Origin of the sequence: Streptomyces sp. NBC_01463, from assembly GCA_036227345.1 — a bacterium.
Lineage (GTDB): Bacteria > Actinomycetota > Actinomycetes > Streptomycetales > Streptomycetaceae > Streptomyces.
This window is the reverse complement of record CP109468.1, coordinates 6,680,614-6,696,111: the sequence shown is the minus strand read 5'-3', so window position 1 is coordinate 6,696,111 and position 15,498 is coordinate 6,680,614. Positions and strand designations below refer to the sequence as shown.

10 protein-coding genes are annotated in these 15,498 nt (G+C 72.9%); 7 read left to right on the top strand and 3 right to left on the bottom strand.

What is annotated here, in order from left to right:
• Window positions 1-135: 135 nt before the first annotated feature.
• The 3 genes from OG521_29515 to OG521_29505 form a co-directional block, all read right to left on the bottom strand.
• Window positions 136-1,596, bottom strand: a complete 1,461-nt coding sequence (locus OG521_29515; protein WUW24680.1) for a glutamate synthase subunit beta — start codon at window positions 1,594-1,596, stop codon at window positions 136-138.
• A complete protein-coding gene (gene gltB, locus OG521_29510; GenBank protein ID WUW24679.1) occupies window positions 1,589-6,157 on the bottom strand; it encodes a glutamate synthase large subunit in 4,569 nt (1,522 codons plus the stop codon). The genes OG521_29515 and gltB overlap by 8 nt, the downstream gene beginning before the upstream one ends.
• 417 nt (window positions 6,158-6,574) lie before the next feature.
• Window positions 6,575-7,309 carry a VIT1/CCC1 transporter family protein gene (locus tag OG521_29505; protein WUW24678.1) on the bottom strand — a complete coding sequence of 245 codons (735 nt, stop codon included), beginning with the start codon at window positions 7,307-7,309 and terminating at the stop codon, window positions 6,575-6,577.
• Between the two features lie 262 nt (window positions 7,310-7,571).
• On the opposite strand from OG521_29505, the gene OG521_29500 reads away from it, so the two are divergent.
• From OG521_29500 to OG521_29470, 7 genes are read left to right on the top strand one after another with little or no spacing between them, the layout of a single operon-like run.
• A complete protein-coding gene (locus OG521_29500; protein WUW24677.1) occupies window positions 7,572-8,738 on the top strand; it encodes an ADP-ribosylglycohydrolase family protein in 1,167 nt (388 codons plus the stop codon).
• Window positions 8,735-10,012 (top strand): ADP-ribosylglycohydrolase family protein, encoded by a 1,278-nt coding sequence (locus tag OG521_29495; GenBank protein WUW24676.1) that lies wholly within the window; start codon window positions 8,735-8,737, stop codon window positions 10,010-10,012. Before OG521_29500 ends, OG521_29495 begins: the two co-directional genes overlap by 4 nt.
• Window positions 9,939-11,141: an ADP-ribosylglycohydrolase family protein gene (locus OG521_29490; protein WUW24675.1), complete on the top strand. Its 1,203-nt coding sequence runs from the start codon at window positions 9,939-9,941 to the stop codon at window positions 11,139-11,141. The genes OG521_29495 and OG521_29490 overlap by 74 nt, the downstream gene beginning before the upstream one ends.
• A complete protein-coding gene (locus tag OG521_29485; GenBank protein WUW24674.1) occupies window positions 11,138-12,520 on the top strand; it encodes an ADP-ribosylglycohydrolase family protein in 1,383 nt (460 codons plus the stop codon). Before OG521_29490 ends, OG521_29485 begins: the two co-directional genes overlap by 4 nt.
• A complete protein-coding gene (gene rbsK / locus OG521_29480) occupies window positions 12,517-13,401 on the top strand; it encodes a ribokinase (GenBank protein ID WUW24673.1) in 885 nt (294 codons plus the stop codon). Before OG521_29485 ends, rbsK begins: the two co-directional genes overlap by 4 nt.
• Window positions 13,398-14,597, top strand: coding sequence for a CoA transferase (locus tag OG521_29475; GenBank protein WUW24672.1), 1,200 nt, complete (start codon window positions 13,398-13,400; stop codon window positions 14,595-14,597). The genes rbsK and OG521_29475 overlap by 4 nt, the downstream gene beginning before the upstream one ends.
• Window positions 14,594-15,415 carry a CoA ester lyase gene (locus OG521_29470; protein ID WUW24671.1) on the top strand — a complete coding sequence of 274 codons (822 nt, stop codon included), beginning with the start codon at window positions 14,594-14,596 and terminating at the stop codon, window positions 15,413-15,415. Before OG521_29475 ends, OG521_29470 begins: the two co-directional genes overlap by 4 nt.
• The last annotated feature ends 83 nt before the right edge of the window (window positions 15,416-15,498 follow it).

Here is a 15,498-nt window from a genome sequence, read left to right as displayed (position 1 = left end):
CTGGGAGACCTGAGGGGCCGGGGCCGTGAACCGGCCCGGGATGCGCCACGGCGCCTGCCGAATCGTCCGGTCGGGGACGGGCAGGCGCCGCGTTCAGTTCCGTACGCCGTTGTACGGGACGTCTTGTGTGCCGTGTCAGACCATCAGGGAACGGTCCGTCGGGCGGATCGGGGCCGGCAGTGCGCTGGCTCCGGTCAGGAAGCGGTCCACTCCGCGGGCCGCGGAGCGGCCCTCGGCGATGGCCCACACGATGAGGGACTGGCCGCGGCCGGCGTCACCGGCGACGAACACGCCGTCGACGTTGGTGGCGTAGTCGTCGTCACGGGCGACGTTGCCGCGGGCGTCGAGCTCCAGACCGAACTGCTGGACCAGGCCGTTGGCCTGGTCGGTGCCGGTGAAGCCCATCGCGAGGGTGACCAGCTGTGCGGGGATCGACCGCTCGGTGCCGGGCTTCTGCTCCAGCTTACCGTCCTTGAACTCCACCTCGACGAGGTGGAGGGCCTGGACGTTGCCGTCCTCGTCGCCCTCGAAGTGGGTGGTCGAGACGGAGTAGACCCGCTCGCCGCCCTCCTCGTGCGCGGAGGTGACCTTGTAGAGCATCGGGAAGGTCGGCCAGGGCTGGTTGGCGTTCCGGTCCTCGCCCGGGCGGGGCATGATCTCCAGCTGGGTGACGGAGGCCGCGCCCTGCCGGTGGGCGGTGCCGACGCAGTCGGCGCCGGTGTCGCCGCCGCCGATGACGACGACGTGCTTGCCCTCGGCGGTGATCGGGGAGACCGTCAGGTCGCCCTCCTGCACCTTGTTGGCGAGCGGCAGGTACTCCATCGCGAAGTGCACACCGTTCAGCTCACGGCCCGGGACGGGCAGGTCGCGGGAGACGGTGGCGCCGGCGGCGATGACGACGGCGTCGTAGCGGCGGCGCAGCTTCGCGGCGTCGACGTCCTTGCCGACCTCGACCTCGGTGCGGAACTTGGTGCCCTCCGCGCGCATCTGCTCGATGCGGCGGTTGATGTGCGACTTCTCCATCTTGAACTCGGGGATGCCGTACCGGAGGAGTCCCCCGATGCGGTCCGCGCGCTCGTAGACGGCGACCGTGTGGCCGGCCCGGGTCAGCTGCTGGGCGGCGGCGAGTCCGGCCGGGCCGGAGCCGATGACGGCGACGGTCTTGCCGGAGAGGCGCTCGGGCGGCTGCGGGGTCACGTCGCCGCGGTCCCACGCCTGGTCGATGATCGAGACCTCGACGTTCTTGATGGTGACGGCCGGCTGGTTGATGCCGAGCACGCACGCCGACTCGCACGGGGCCGGGCAGAGCCGCCCGGTGAACTCCGGGAAGTTGTTCGTGGCGTGCAGGCGCTCGGACGCGGCGGTCCAGTCCTCGCGGTAGGCGTAGTCGTTCCACTCGGGGATGAGGTTTCCGAGCGGACAGCCCTGGTGGCAGAACGGGATGCCGCAGTCCATGCAGCGGCCGGCCTGCTTGCTGATGATCGGGAGCAGCGAGCCCGGAACGTAGACCTCGTTCCAGTCCTTGACGCGCTCGCCGACGGGGCGGGTCGTGGCGACCTCGCGGCCGGTGGTCAGGAAGCCCTTGGGGTCAGCCATTGGTCGCCGCCTCCATCATCTTCTCGGTGGTCTCCTGCTCGGAGAGACCGGCGAGCTCAGCGGCGTCCTTGGCGGCGAGCACTGCCTTGTAGGTGGACGGGATGATCTTGCTGAAGCGGGACACGCCGCCAACTGCGCTGTCCCACTCGGCGAGGAGCTTCTCGGCGACCGTGGATCCGGTCTCCTCCTGGTGGCGGCGCACGACGTCGTGCAGCCACTGCTTGTCGCTGTCGGAGAGCTCCTCGACCGCGCCGAGGTTCCCGACGTTGACGTTGTCGCGGTCCAGGTCGATGACGTACGCCACGCCGCCCGACATGCCGGCCGCGAAGTTGCGTCCGGTCTCGCCGAGGACGACGGCGTGTCCGCCGGTCATGTACTCGCAGCCGTGGTCGCCCACGCCTTCCGAGACGACGGTGGCGCCGGAGTTGCGGACGCAGAACCGCTCACCGGTACGGCCGCGCAGGAACAGTTCGCCGCCGGTGGCGCCGTAGGCGATGGTGTTGCCCGCGATGGTGGAGTACTCGGCGAGGTGGTCGGCGCCGCGGTCCGGGCGGACGACGACGCGGCCGCCGGAGAGGCCCTTGCCGACGTAGTCGTTGGCGTCGCCCTCCAGGCGCAGCGTCACACCGCTGGGCAGGAAGGCGCCGAAGGACTGGCCCGCGGAACCGGTGAAGGTGATGTCGATGGTGTCCTGGGGCAGGCCCGCACCGCCGAACTTCTTCGTGACCTCGTGGCCGAGCATGGTGCCGACGGTCCGGTTGATGTTGCGGATCGCGATCTGCGCGCGGACCGGCTGGGCGGCCTCGGCGCTGTCGGCGTTCAGGGCGTCGGCGGCGAGCTTGATCAGCTCGTTGTCGAGGGCCTTGGCCAGACCGTGGTCCTGCTCGGCGATCTGGTGCCGGACGGCGCCTTCGGCCAGCTCGGGGACGTAGAACAGCGGGGCGAGGTCGAGGCCCTGGGCCTTCCAGTGCGTGATCGCACGGTCGGTGTCCAGCAGCTCGGCGTGGCCGACGGCCTCCTCGATCGTCCGGAAGCCGAGCTCGGCGAGGATCTCGCGGACTTCCTGGGCGATGAACTCGAAGAAGTTGACGATGTACTCGGCCTTGCCGGAGAACCGGTCGCGCAGGACCGGGTTCTGGGTGGCGATGCCGACCGGGCAGGTGTCGAGGTGGCAGACGCGCATCATGACGCAGCCGGAGACGACGAGCGGCGCGGTCGCGAAACCGAACTCCTCGGCGCCCAGCAGCGCGGCGATGACGACGTCGCGGCCGGTCTTGAGCTGGCCGTCGGTCTGCACGACGATGCGGTCGCGCAGGCCGTTGAGCAGCAGCGTCTGCTGGGTCTCGGCGAGGCCGAGCTCCCAGGGTCCGCCCGCGTGCTTCAGGGAGGTGAGCGGGGAGGCGCCCGTTCCGCCGTCGTGGCCGGAGATGAGGACGACGTCCGCGTGCGCCTTGGAGACACCGGCGGCGACCGTGCCGACACCGACCTCGGAGACCAGCTTCACGTGGATGCGGGCCGCCGGGTTGGCGTTCTTGAGGTCGTGGATCAGCTGAGCCAGGTCCTCGATGGAGTAGATGTCGTGGTGCGGCGGCGGGGAGATCAGACCGACGCCCGGGGTGGAGTGCCGGGTCTTGGCGACCCACGGGTAGACCTTGTGGCCGGGCAGCTGGCCGCCCTCGCCGGGCTTGGCGCCCTGCGCCATCTTGATCTGGATGTCGTCCGCGTTGACCAGGTACTCGCTGGTGACTCCGAAGCGGCCGGAGGCGACCTGCTTGATGGAGGAGCGGCGTGCCGGGTCGTAGAGCCGGTCGGCGTCCTCGCCGCCCTCGCCGGTGTTGGACTTGCCGCCCAGCTGGTTCATGGCGACGGCGAGGGTCTCGTGCGCCTCGCGGGAGATCGAGCCGTACGACATGGCGCCGGTGGAGAAGCGCTTGACGATGTCGGAGACGGACTCGACCTCGTCGATGTCGACGGCCTCGCGGTCCGAGGTGAAGCCGAAGAGTCCGCGCAGCGTCATCAGGCGCTCGGACTGCTCGTTCACCCGGCCCGTGTACTGCTTGAAGATGTCGTACCGGCGGTTGCGGGTGGCGTGCTGGAGGCGGAAGACCGTGTCCGGGTCGAACAGGTGCGGCTCGCCCTCGCGGCGCCACTGGTACTCGCCGCCGATCTCCAGCGCGCGGTGCGAGGCGGAGATGCCGGAGGCGGGGTAGCCCTTGGCGTGCCGGGCGGCGACCTCCTTGGCGACGACGTCGAGTCCGGCGCCGCCGATCTTGGTGGCGGTGCCGTTGAAGTACTGGTCGACGAAGTCCTCGTCGAGGCCGACGGCCTCGAAGACCTGGGCGCCGCGGTAGGAGGCGACGGTGGAGATGCCCATCTTGGACATGACCTTCAGGACGCCCTTGCCCAGCGCGTAGATCAGGTTGCGGATGGCCTGCTCGGACTCGATGCCCTCGATGAAGGTGCCGGCCCGGACCAGGTCCTCGACGGACTCCATGGCGAGGTACGGGTTGACCGCGGCGGCGCCGTAGCCGATCAGCAGCGCGACGTGGTGGACCTCGCGGACGTCACCGGCCTCGACCAGCAGGCCCACCTGGGTGCGCTGCTTGGTGCGGATGAGGTGGTGGTGGACGGCCGAGGTGAGCAGCAGCGACGGGATCGGCGCGTGCTCGGCGTCGGAGTGCCGGTCGGACAGGACGATCAGGCGGGCGCCGTCCTCGATGGCGGCGTCGACCTCGGTGCAGATCTCCTCGATCCGCGCGGCCAGCGCCTCACCGCCGCCGCCGACCCGGTAGAGACCGGAGAGCGTGGCGGCCTTCATGCCCGGCATGTCGCCGTCGGCGTTGATGTGTATGAGCTTGGCCAGCTCGTCGTTGTCGATCACCGGGAAGGGGAGCGTGACGCTGCGACAGGACGCGGCGGTCGGCTCCAGCAGGTTGCCCGACGGGCCCAGCGTGGAGTGCAGCGAGGTGACGAGCTCCTCGCGGATGGCGTCCAGCGGCGGGTTGGTGACCTGGGCGAACAGCTGGGTGAAGTAGTCGAAGAGCAGCCGGGGGCGCGCGGAGAGCGCGGCGATCGGCGAGTCGGTGCCCATGGAGCCGAGCGGCTCGCCGGCGGTGCGGGCCATCGGGGCGAGGAGGACGCGGAGCTCTTCCTCGGTGTAGCCGAAGGTCTGCTGGCGGCGGGTGACGGAGGCGTGCGTGTGCACGATGTGCTCCCGCTCGGGGAGGTCCTCCAGCTCGATCTCGCCCGTCTCCAGCCACTCCTGGTAGGGCTGCTCGGCGGCGAGGGACGCCTTGATCTCGTCGTCCTCGATGATGCGGTGCTCGGCGGTGTCGACGAGGAACATCTTGCCGGGCTGGAGGCGGCCCTTGCGGACGACCTTGGCGGGGTCGATGTCCAGGACGCCGACCTCGGAGGAGAGGACGACGAGGCCGTCGTCGGTGACCCAGTAGCGGCCGGGGCGCAGACCGTTGCGGTCGAGGACCGCGCCGACCTGGGTGCCGTCGGTGAAGGTGACGCAGGCCGGGCCGTCCCAGGGCTCCATCATCGTGGAGTGGTACTGGTAGAAGGCGCGCCGGGCCGGGTCCATCGAGGCGTGGTTCTCCCACGCCTCGGGCACCATCATCAGGACGGAGTGCGGCAGCGAGCGGCCGCCGAGGTGGAGCAGCTCCAGGACCTCGTCGAAGGAGGCCGAGTCGGAGGCGTCCGGGGTGCAGACGGGGAAGATCCGGTCCAGCTGCTCCGTACCGAAGAGGCTGGAGGCGAGCTGGGACTCGCGGGCCTTCATCCAGTTGCGGTTGCCCTTGACCGTGTTGATCTCGCCGTTGTGCGCGACGAAGCGGTACGGGTGGGCGAGCGGCCAGCTCGGGAAGGTGTTGGTGGAGAAGCGGGAGTGGACCAGCGCGACCGTGGTGGCGAAGCGGCGGTCGGAGAGGTCCGGGAAGAACGGCTCCAGCTGCCCGGTGGTGAGCATGCCCTTGTAGACGATCGTGCGGGCGGAGAGCGACGGGAAGTAGACCCCGGTCTCACGCTCGGCGCGCTTGCGCAGCACGAAGGCCTTGCGGTCCAGGACGATGCCGCTGCTCTCGCCGTCCGCGACGAAGAGCTGGCGGAACTCGGGCATGGTGGCGCGGGCGCCGTTGCCGAGGATGTCGGGGGTGACCGGGACCTCGCGCCAGCCGAGGACCTTGAGGCCTTCTTCGGCGGCGATCTTCTCAAGACTGCGGACGGCCTCGGTGGAGTCGTCCGCGGGCAGGAATGCGATGCCGACGGCGTAGGCACCGGCCTCGGGGAGGTCGAAGGGGACCTCTTCGCGGAGGAAGGCGTCCGGGACCTGGAGCAGGATTCCGGCTCCGTCACCGGAGTCGGGCTCGGATCCGGTGGCGCCTCGGTGTTCGAGGTTGCGCAGTACGGTCAGCGCCTGCTCGACCAGCTCGTGGCCGGCCACACCGGTCAGAGTGGCTACGAAACCGACACCACAGGCGTCGTGCTCGTTGCGGGGGTCGTACATCCCCTGCTGGGCGGGGCGACCGTCCATGGGCGACCAGGCGTCGGTGCGCATCGGCTCTCCCGTCGTCGTCGTGGCATATGCAGTGCCGAGGGACGACGTTGGCCCTCTGCGAAATTTCGTGCAGATTACATGATGGGACGCTTCTCAAGAAGCGGATAGCTCGTTCCAACATACGGACACCGTCGTGACGGTGAGGTGGGTCGCAGTCGGAGGATCGGCGCCCGGGAGACCGCAGAGAGCAGGCGTCGTTGCCTGCGGTGTCTACGGCTCATGCCCGGCGGCAAAGCAAACGAAACCGCCGGGTAACGACTACTTATGTGTAGCCCTGCATAGAGTCTCATTTTACGTCGCGTACGCCCGATCCGCCCAGTGGCGCTGATCAGGACGTACGTCACACGGATGGCACACACGTTACGGCCACGTGCACCGGAGGGTGCACGTGGCCGCGGGACATCGCCGCTCCGGGGCTCAGCCCCCGACGGCGACCCCGAACAGGGCGCCCAGGCCGTAGGTGATCGCGGCGGCGGCGCCGCCCAGCACCAGCTGCCGCAGCCCGCTGAACCACCAGCTGCGGGCGGTGACCCGGGCGACCACCGCGCCGCAGCCGAAGAGCCCGGCCAGGGCGAGCAGCACGGCCGGCCACATCGCGTCCGCGCCCAGCAGATACGGCAGCACCGGGAGCAGCGCGCCCAGCGCGAAGGCGCCGAACGAGGACACGGCGGCGACGAGCGGCGACGGCAGGTCCCCCGGGTCGATGCCCAGCTCCTCGCGGGCGTGGATCTCCAGGGCCTGCTCCGGGTCGCGCGACAGCTGCCGGGCGACCTCGCGGGCCAGCCCGGTCTCGACCCCGCGGGACTCGTAGAGCGCGGCGAGCTCCCGCTCCTCGTCCTTGGGGTGCTTGCGCAGCTCCCGCCGCTCGACGTCGAGCTCGGCCTCGACGAGCTCGCGCTGCGAGGCGACGGAGGTGTACTCGCCGGCCGCCATCGAGAAGGCGCCGGCGGCCAGTCCGGCCAGTCCGGTGATCACGATGGTGCGGTGCGAGACGTCCCCGCCCGCGACTCCGGTCATCAGGGCGAGGTTCGAGACGAGCCCGTCCATGGCACCGAACACCGCGGGGCGCAGCCAGCCGCCGTTCACATCCCGGTGGGTGTGGTTGTCCCGGTGCGCCTCGTGCAGTACGGCGTCGGTCTCGATGATGGACACAGCTCTCCCCTTCTCCGGCAGCGGATTTCACCCGCCCCGGCCCCTCGACACCCTCGAAAGTACGCACGAAAAACGGCTCCTGCCAGCAAGGCAGGCCGTACTTACCACCCTGTGTGACCAGGTAGGTACGGCTTGCCTTGCTGTCCGAAGGGCGTCATCCGAGTGGCCCTTTTGTAGTGATTACCGGCCTCTGTCGGGGCTCCGCGTGGCACAGATCCCACAGGTACGAGAACTGGCTCGGCACGAGCGAAGGGTCGACGCGATGGAGCTGATCGCAGGAAATCCGGCAGAGCGGCGGACGGACGGCGCGCGGGCGGCGGTGCGCGGGGCTCCGGGCCCTGCCGGCGTGGCCCGGGGCGGCGCCGCCGACCGGGCCAGGGGTGCGCTCCTGGGGCTCGCGGTCGGCGATGCGCTGGGCGCTCCGGCGGAGAACATGCGGCCCTCCGAGATCCGCCGCCGCTGGGGCCGGATCGAGGGCTTCGTGAGCGACGACCCGGCGGGGACGGACGACACGGAGTACGCGATCTTCTCCGGTCTGCTGCTGGCCCGGCACGGCTCCGCGCTGACCGTCACGCATGTCGAGCGGGCCTGGCACCTGTGGATCGCCGATCTGGACGAGGGACCGTTCCGCGGCGCCGGTTTCAGCGAACGGGGCACGCTGGAGAACCTGCGCCGGGGCCTGGCCGCCCCCATCTCCGCCCAGCACCGGCACGCCTGGAGCGACGGTCTCGCGATGCGGGCGGCGCCCTTCGGTGTCTTCGCGGCGGGCCGGCCGGCCGAGGCGGCCCGGCTGGTCGCGGTGGACGGCCGGGTCAGCCATGACGGCGAGGGCATCTACGGCGGCCAGGCGGTGGCGGCCGGGGTGGCGGCCGCGATGACCGGGGCCGGGGTCACCTCCATGATCGCCGCCGCGCTCTCCGTCGTACCGATGGACTCGTGGACGGCCCGTTCGCTGCGCCGGGCGGTGACGGCGGCGCAGCGCCCGTATCCCGACCGGCTGACGATGGAGCGGGCGGTGCGGTCGGCCGTCGTCGTGGGCGGATATCCGTGGACGGACCTGGCACCGGAGGCGGTGGGGCTGGCCTTCGGCGCGTTCGCGGCGGCACGCGGCGACTTCCGTACGGCGGTGCTGACCGCGGTCAACATGGGCCGCGACGCCGATACGACGGCAGCGGTGGCGGGCGCCCTGGCCGGCGCGCTGCACGGGGCGTCCGCCATCCCGCGCAACTGGGCGGACGCGATCGGCCCGGTCCGCGGCAGCTGCCTGCCGTCGATGCGCGGCTACCACGTGCTGGACATCGCGGAACTGCTGACACCGGACGAGACGGACGACCCTGCCGAGGACCCGGACGGGCCGGGGCCGGTGGCGGCGACGGACGGGGCGGACGGCCTGGGCGCGGACGGCGCCGGAACGGTGGCGGGACGATGACCACGGCGAACCGCACCTCCCCCACCACGCACCCCGGTGCCGCCGCTCCGGCCCGGGACTCCACCGGGCGCCGGGCCAGGATCGAGGGGCTGCTGCTCGGGCTGGCCGCCGGGGACGCCGCCGGGTGGCCGGCCGCGCGGCACCGGGCCGCCCGGATGCCGGAGTGGACCCGGCGGCTGACCCGCGAGCTGGACACCTTCGCCGAGCAGAACGCGACGACCACACTGCCGGTCCCCATCGCGCTCAACCAGCCGCCCGAGCCACTGCGGCTCGGCCCGTCCGACGACGCCGAATGGGCGGCGTTCGCCGCCGGGACGGTGCTCACCTCCGCGGCCGGAGCACTGCAGGACCTCTCCCCCGGGCGACGGATGCGGGCGGCCGTCGACGCGGCGTGGAACGCGCTGGCCGCCGAGGTCGCCGCGGCGGCCGCCCGGGCGCCCGAGGTGGAGTCGGCGGTGCTGCCGCTGCGGGCCCGGATCTCGGTGCGGGCCGGGCTCGGCAACCTCGCCGCGGGCCTCCGCCCGCCCGCGACCGGCCACGACAACCCGCACTACTTCGACGACGCGGCGTGCGTGCGGGCCGCCGTGCTGGCGGTGGTGCACCCCGGCGATCCCGGGGCTGCGGCCGACCTCGCGGAGTTCGACGCCCGCTACACGCAGGACGGCGACGGGGTGCACGGGGCGCGGGCGATGGCCGCCGCGATCGCCGAGGCGCTCGGCGGGGCGGACGTGGACACCGCGGTGAACGCCGCGCTCGACCAGCTCCCCGACGGCACCGAGATCGCCCGCAACGCCGCCCACGCGGTCCGGATCGCCCGGGACTTCGCCGGTGAGAAGGCCGGCGCGTTCGCCCTCGTCCCCGTGCTGGAGCATCAGATCGTCGACCACGTCTACAGCTACGGGATCGCCGCGGCCGAGACCGTCCCGGTCGCCCTCGCCCTGGCCACCGCGGCCCGCGGCGAGATCGCGCAGGCGGTGCCGTCGGCGGCCTGCCTCTCCCGGGTCGCGGACTCCGCGCCCGCGCTGGCCGGGGCGCTGACCGGGGCGCTCGGCTCCGTCGGCTCCGTGCCCGACGGCTGGCGCGAGGCGTGCCGCACCCTGGCGGGGTGTGCGCTGCCCCGTTTCGCGGGCACGGATCTGATCGAACTCGCCGGGCTGCTCGCAGACACGGAACCGGTGCCCCCGGGTGGACAATTCGGACATGACATCCACCGCGCCCACGGCGCCCACGAGGTCCGCACCCGCCACGACACCAGCGGCGCCCACCCTCGATGACCGGATCGCCGGCGCGCTCGTCGGCGCCGCCGTCGGCGACGCGCTCGGCGGTCCGGTCGAGGGCTACTCCCCGGAGCAGATCGTGGCGCGCCACGGCGGGCGGGTCACCGGTGTCGTCGGCCCCTGGGCCGGCGAGGACTGGCGCACCGCCCGCCCCGTCGCCCCGTACCACAAGGGCGACGGGCACGTCACCGACGACACCCTGATGACCCATGCGCTGGTCCGGGTGTACGGGAAGGTCCGCGGCCATCTCGACGCGTACTCCGTCGCCGACCACCTCGTGCCGGAGCTGATCTCGAACCCCCGCTGGATTCCGGAGCTGGAGGCGGAGGCGCTGCCGCTGCAGCGGATCTTCCTCGCCGAGAAGTGGATCGTCGCCCGGCTGCACTACGGCCACGTCGACCCGCGCGAGGCGGGCTCGGGGAACATCGTCAACTGCGGTGCGGCGATGTACATGGCGCCGGTCGGCCTGGTGAACGCGGCGGATCCGCGGGCCGCGTACGCCGAGGCGCTGGATGTCGCGGGCGCCCACCAGTCCAGCTACGGCAGGGAGGCGGCCGGTGTCTTCGCGGCCGCGGTGGCGGCGGCCTGCGTGCCGGGGGCGACGCCCGCGAGCGTCGTCGGGACGTGCCTGTCGCTCGCCAAGGACGGCACCCGGGCCGCGATCGAGGCGGTCTGCGAAACGGCCGCCGGTCACCGGGACTTCGAGACGGCCATCGTCCCGCTGCGGGAGGCCGTCGCCCCCTTCGACACGGTCGGCCCCGACTACCGCGCCCCCTCGCTCGGCGCCCGCCGCCCGTCCCGGCTGCACGCCATCGAGGAACTCCCCGTCGCCCTCGGGATGCTGCTGGTCGCGGACGGGGACTACCGGCAGTCGGTGCTCGGTTCGGTCAACTACGGGCGGGACTGCGACTCGATCGCCACGATGAGCGGCGCCATCGCGGGCGCGCTGCACGGCGAGCGGGCGGTCCCGGCGGACTGGGTGCGCACGGTCGGCGAGGCCAGCAGGCTCGATCTGCACGCCCCGGCACTCGACCTGGCGGACGTCGCCCGTGAGGTGTTCGCCCGGGACACTGCCGCCCGCCGCACCCACGAGGCCGCCTTCACCGCGCTGGCGGGCCGGCCGTGACCACCACGGTGCGCGCCACCTGGGTGCAGCCGGAGGACCTGGTCGGGCACGAGCTGCGGCAGGCGGCCGAGGACGGGCGGGACGCGCGGGACATCGAGCGCCGGTGGTACGAGGCCGGCGGCTCGCCCGCGCCGGACCGCGCGGGCGCCTCCGCTGCCCCGGCCCCGCCCGGGCTGCGCGCGGTCGCCGAGCACCTGCTGGACGAACTCGCCCTGCTGGAGAGCCCGCTGGCCGACGACGAACCGACCGGCATCGACGCGATCCGGGCCGCCTGCCCGCAGTGGCCGCGCCCCCGCACCGAACCTGCCGCCGTGGACCGCGAACGGCTGCACGCGGCCTGGCTGGGCCGGGCCGCGGGCTGTCTGCTGGGAAAACCGGTCGAGAAGCTGCCGCTCGAAGGCATCCGCGCCCTGGCCCGGGCCACCGGCAACTGGCCGCTGAGGACCTGGTTCACCGCCCGTGGCCTGCCCCCGGCCCTGGCCGCCACCTATCCCTGGAACCGGCGCTCCGCAGCCACCTCGCTGGCCGAGAACATCGACGGGATGCCGGAGGACGACGACCTCAACTACCCCCTGCTCACCGTGCTGCTGATCCAGCGCCACGGCCCCTCGTTCAGCACCGCGGATCTCGCCAGGCTCTGGCTGGAGGAGCTTCCGGCGGGCCGGACGTTCACCGCCGAGCGGATCGCGTACCGCAACCTGCTCGACGGTCTCGAACCACCGGACACCGCCCGCCACCGCAATCCGTTCCGGGAGTGGATCGGGGCGCAGATCCGGGCCGACGTGCACGGCTGGACCCACCCCGGCGACCCGGCCGCCGCGGCGGAACAGGCGCACCGCGACGCGGTCCTCACCCACACCGGGAACGGGGTGTACGGCGCGATGTTCACCGCGGCGGCGCTGGCCGAGGCCGCCGGCGGGGAGGCCGATGTGCACGGGTGCCTGGCCGCCGGCCTGCGGGTGGTGCCCGCGCACTCGCGGTTCGCGCGTGCCGTACGGGACGGGATCACCGCCGCCCGCCAGGAGCGGGACTTCGATACGGTCGTGGACCGGCTGCACGCGGCGTACGGCCGGTACCACTGGGTGCATGTGCTGCCCAACGCGGCCCTGCTCGCCGCCGCCCTGACCCACGCCGGCGGCGACTTCAGCGGCTCGGTCTGCCGGGCGGTGTCCGGCGGCTGGGACACCGACTCCAACGGGGCGACCGCCGGTTCGCTCGCCGGTCTGCTGGCCGGGCGGCCGGACGCGCTGCCCGAGCGGTGGACCACCCCGCTGAAGAACCGGCTCGCCACGTCCGTCCCCGGTTTCGACTCGGTCGGCTTCGACGCCCTCGCCGATCTGACCCACCGGCTCACCCACGAGGAGGCACTCCGCCCATGACCAGAGTCGCGGTGCTCGGCAGCACCAATATGGATCTTGTGGCCTACGTCGACCGGGCCCCGGAGCGCGGGGAGACCGTCACCGGAAGGGAGTTCCGCACCGTTCCCGGCGGCAAGGGCGCCAACCAGGCCGTCGCCGCCGCCCGCGCGGGCGGCGACGTGATGATGATCGGCGCGGTCGGCGACGACGAGTACGGCGCCCGGATGCGGGAGAACCTGGAGCACTCGGGCGTCGACACCGACCTGCTGCACACCGCCGCGGGACCCAGCGGCACCGCGCACATCGTGGTGGACGGCAAGGGCTCCAACGCGATCGTCGTCATCTCCGGCGCCAACGGCACCGTCACCGCGCTCGGACCGGGCGAGATCGCCGCGATCGCCGAGGCCGATCTGCTGCTGCTCCAGCTGGAACTGCCGATGTCCGCCGTGATCGAGGGGGCCAGGGCCGGTCACGCCCAGGGCGTGCGGACCGTCCTCACCCCCTCCCCCGTACAGGATCTGCCCGCCGAACTCCTCGACTGCGTCGACCTGCTGATCCCCAACGAGCACGAGGCGGCCGAACTGTCCGGGCAGTCCGAACCGCACGCGGCCGCCGAGGTCCTGCTCAGCCAGGTCCCGGCGGTCGTCATCACGCTCGGCGCCAAGGGCTGTCTGTACGCGGCGCGGGGCAGCCGGACCGTCCACTTCCCCGCCCCCGAGGTGACCGCCGTCGACACCACCGGCGCCGGGGACACCTTCGTCGGCACGCTCGCCGTGGCGATCGGCGAGGGCCGGCCGGTGCCGCAGGCCATCGCCTGGGCCTCGTCGGCCGCCGCGCTCTGCGTACAGAAGCCGGGCGCCTCGGTCGCCATGCCGTACCGCAGCGAAATCGACGCCGCATGAGCGCCCCGGGCGAGGCGCCCCTGACCGGGCTGCGCGTCCTCGATCTCGCCACGCTCTTCGCCGGCCCCCTCTGCGCCACCGTGCTGGGCGACTTCGGCGCCGACGTGATCAAGGTCGAGCATCCGGCCAAGCCCGATCCGTCCCGGGGGCACGGGCCGGCCAAGGACGGGATCGGCCTGTGGTGGAAGCTGCTCGGCCGCAACAAACGCAATCTGACCCTCGACCTGTCCTGCCCGGACGGCCGTGATCTCCTGCTGCGGCTCGCCGCCGACACCGATGTGATCATCGAGAACTTCCGGCCGGGCACGCTGGAGCGGTGGGGGCTCGGCCCGGCGGAGCTGCACGCGGTCAACCCGCGGCTGGTGCTGGTGCGGGTCACGGGCTTCGGTCAGTTCGGTCCGTACGCGCACCGGCCCGGCTTCGGCACGCTCGCGGAGGCGATGAGCGGGTTCGCGGCGATCACCGGGGAGCCGGACGGCCCGCCGACACTGCCGCCGTTCGGTCTGGCCGACTCGATCGCCGCGCTCGCCACGTCGTTCGCCGTGATGGCCGCGCTGGCCGGCCGGGACCGCACCGGCGAGGGCCAGGTCGTCGACATGGCGATCATCGAGCCGATCCTGACGGTGCTCGGCCCGCAGCCCCTCTGGTACGACCAGCTGGGGTACGTCCAGCCGCGCACCGGCAACCGTTCGCGCAACAACGCCCCGCGCAACACCTACCGCACCTCGGACGGCCAGTGGGTGGCCGTCTCCACCTCCGCGCAGTCCGTCGCGGAACGCGTGATGCGTCTGGTGGGGCGGGCGGAGCTGATCGACGAGCCGTGGTTCGCCTCGGGTGCCACCCGCGCCGAGCACAGCGACGAGCTCGACGAGGCGGTCGGCCACTGGATCTCCCGGCGCACCCGGGAGGAGGCGATCTCCGCGTTCGAGAAGGCGGAGGCGGCGATCGCGCCGATCCATGACGTCCGGGACGTGATGGAGGACCCGCAGTACCGGGCCCTGGACTCCATCACGGAGGTCGACGACCCGGAGCTGGGCCCGCTGCGGATGCAGAACGTCCTCTTCCGGCTGTCCGGGACGCCCGGGTCGATCCGCTGGGCGGGCCGGCCGCACGGGGCGGACACCGAGGAGATCCTCACCGGCCTCGGTCTGAGCGGCCCGGAGATCGCGGCCCTGCGGGCGGAGCGTGTCCTGTGACCGCCGAGACCCCGCTGACCTGGCTGTACGTCCCCGGCGACCGGCCGGACGTGGTCCGCAAGGCACGGGACTCGGGGGCGGACGTGGTGATCGTCGACCTGGAGGACGCGGTCGCCCCCGACCGCAAGGAGTACGCGCGGTCGGCCACCGCCGAACTGCTCTCCGCACCGGCCTCCCCCGCCGCGGCCCCGGTCCACGTCCGGGTCCACACGGAGGCGGACGTGCTGGCCCTGGCGGGGCTGCCGGGCCTCGCCGAGCTGCGGCTGCCGAAGATCACGCACGCGGCGTCCGTCCATCACATCGCGGCGCTCGCCCCCGGCGTCGCGCTCTGTCCGCTGCTGGAGTCGGCGCTCGGCATCGAGCACGCGTACACGGTGGCCGCCGCCCATCCCCAGGTGCGCTCCATCGCCCTGGGCGAGGCGGACCTGCGGGCCGATCTGGGGGTCCGGGACGACACGGGGCTGGACTGGTCGCGCAGCCGGGTGGTGGTCGCGGCCCGGGCGGCCGGTCTCGCCCCGCCCACCCAGTCGGTGTTCCCGGACGTCCGGGACCTGGACGGGCTGTGGACGTCCTGCGCCCACGGCCGGGCCCTCGGCTTCCTCGGCCGGGCGGCGATCCATCCCCGGCAGCTCCCGGTGATCGAGCGGGCGTTCCGGCCGACGCCGCAGGAGGTGGAGGCCGCGCACGAGATCGTCGAGGCGGCCCGGGAAGAGGCGGGCGCGCTGGCCCTGCCGGACGGCCGCTTCGTCGACGCGGCGGTGGTGGCCCAGGCCCACCGCACGCTGGCCCTGGCGGAATCGAGCCCGTCCGGCGATTGAGGGCACCTGGCGCCCGCGGGCAGCGCATGACGAGGGGCCGCCGAATCATTCGGCGGCCCCTCGAAGTGGTGGGTGCGGTCGGT

Bases quoted from the DNA above. Each gene is read 5' to 3' on its own strand.
- OG521_29515 (WUW24680.1), bottom strand. From the start codon at position 1,596: ATGGCTGACCCCAAGGGCTTCCTGACCACCGGCCGCGAGGTCGCCACG.
- gltB (WUW24679.1), bottom strand. From the start codon at position 6,157: ATGCGCACCGACGCCTGGTCGCCCATGGACGGTCGCCCCGCCCAGCAG.
- OG521_29500 (WUW24677.1), top strand. From the start codon at position 7,572: ATGGAGCTGATCGCAGGAAATCCGGCAGAGCGGCGGACGGACGGCGCG.
- OG521_29495 (WUW24676.1), top strand. From the start codon at position 8,735: ATGACCACGGCGAACCGCACCTCCCCCACCACGCACCCCGGTGCCGCC.
- OG521_29490 (WUW24675.1), top strand. From the start codon at position 9,939: ATGACATCCACCGCGCCCACGGCGCCCACGAGGTCCGCACCCGCCACG.
- rbsK (WUW24673.1), top strand. From the start codon at position 12,517: ATGACCAGAGTCGCGGTGCTCGGCAGCACCAATATGGATCTTGTGGCC.
- OG521_29475 (WUW24672.1), top strand. From the start codon at position 13,398: ATGAGCGCCCCGGGCGAGGCGCCCCTGACCGGGCTGCGCGTCCTCGAT.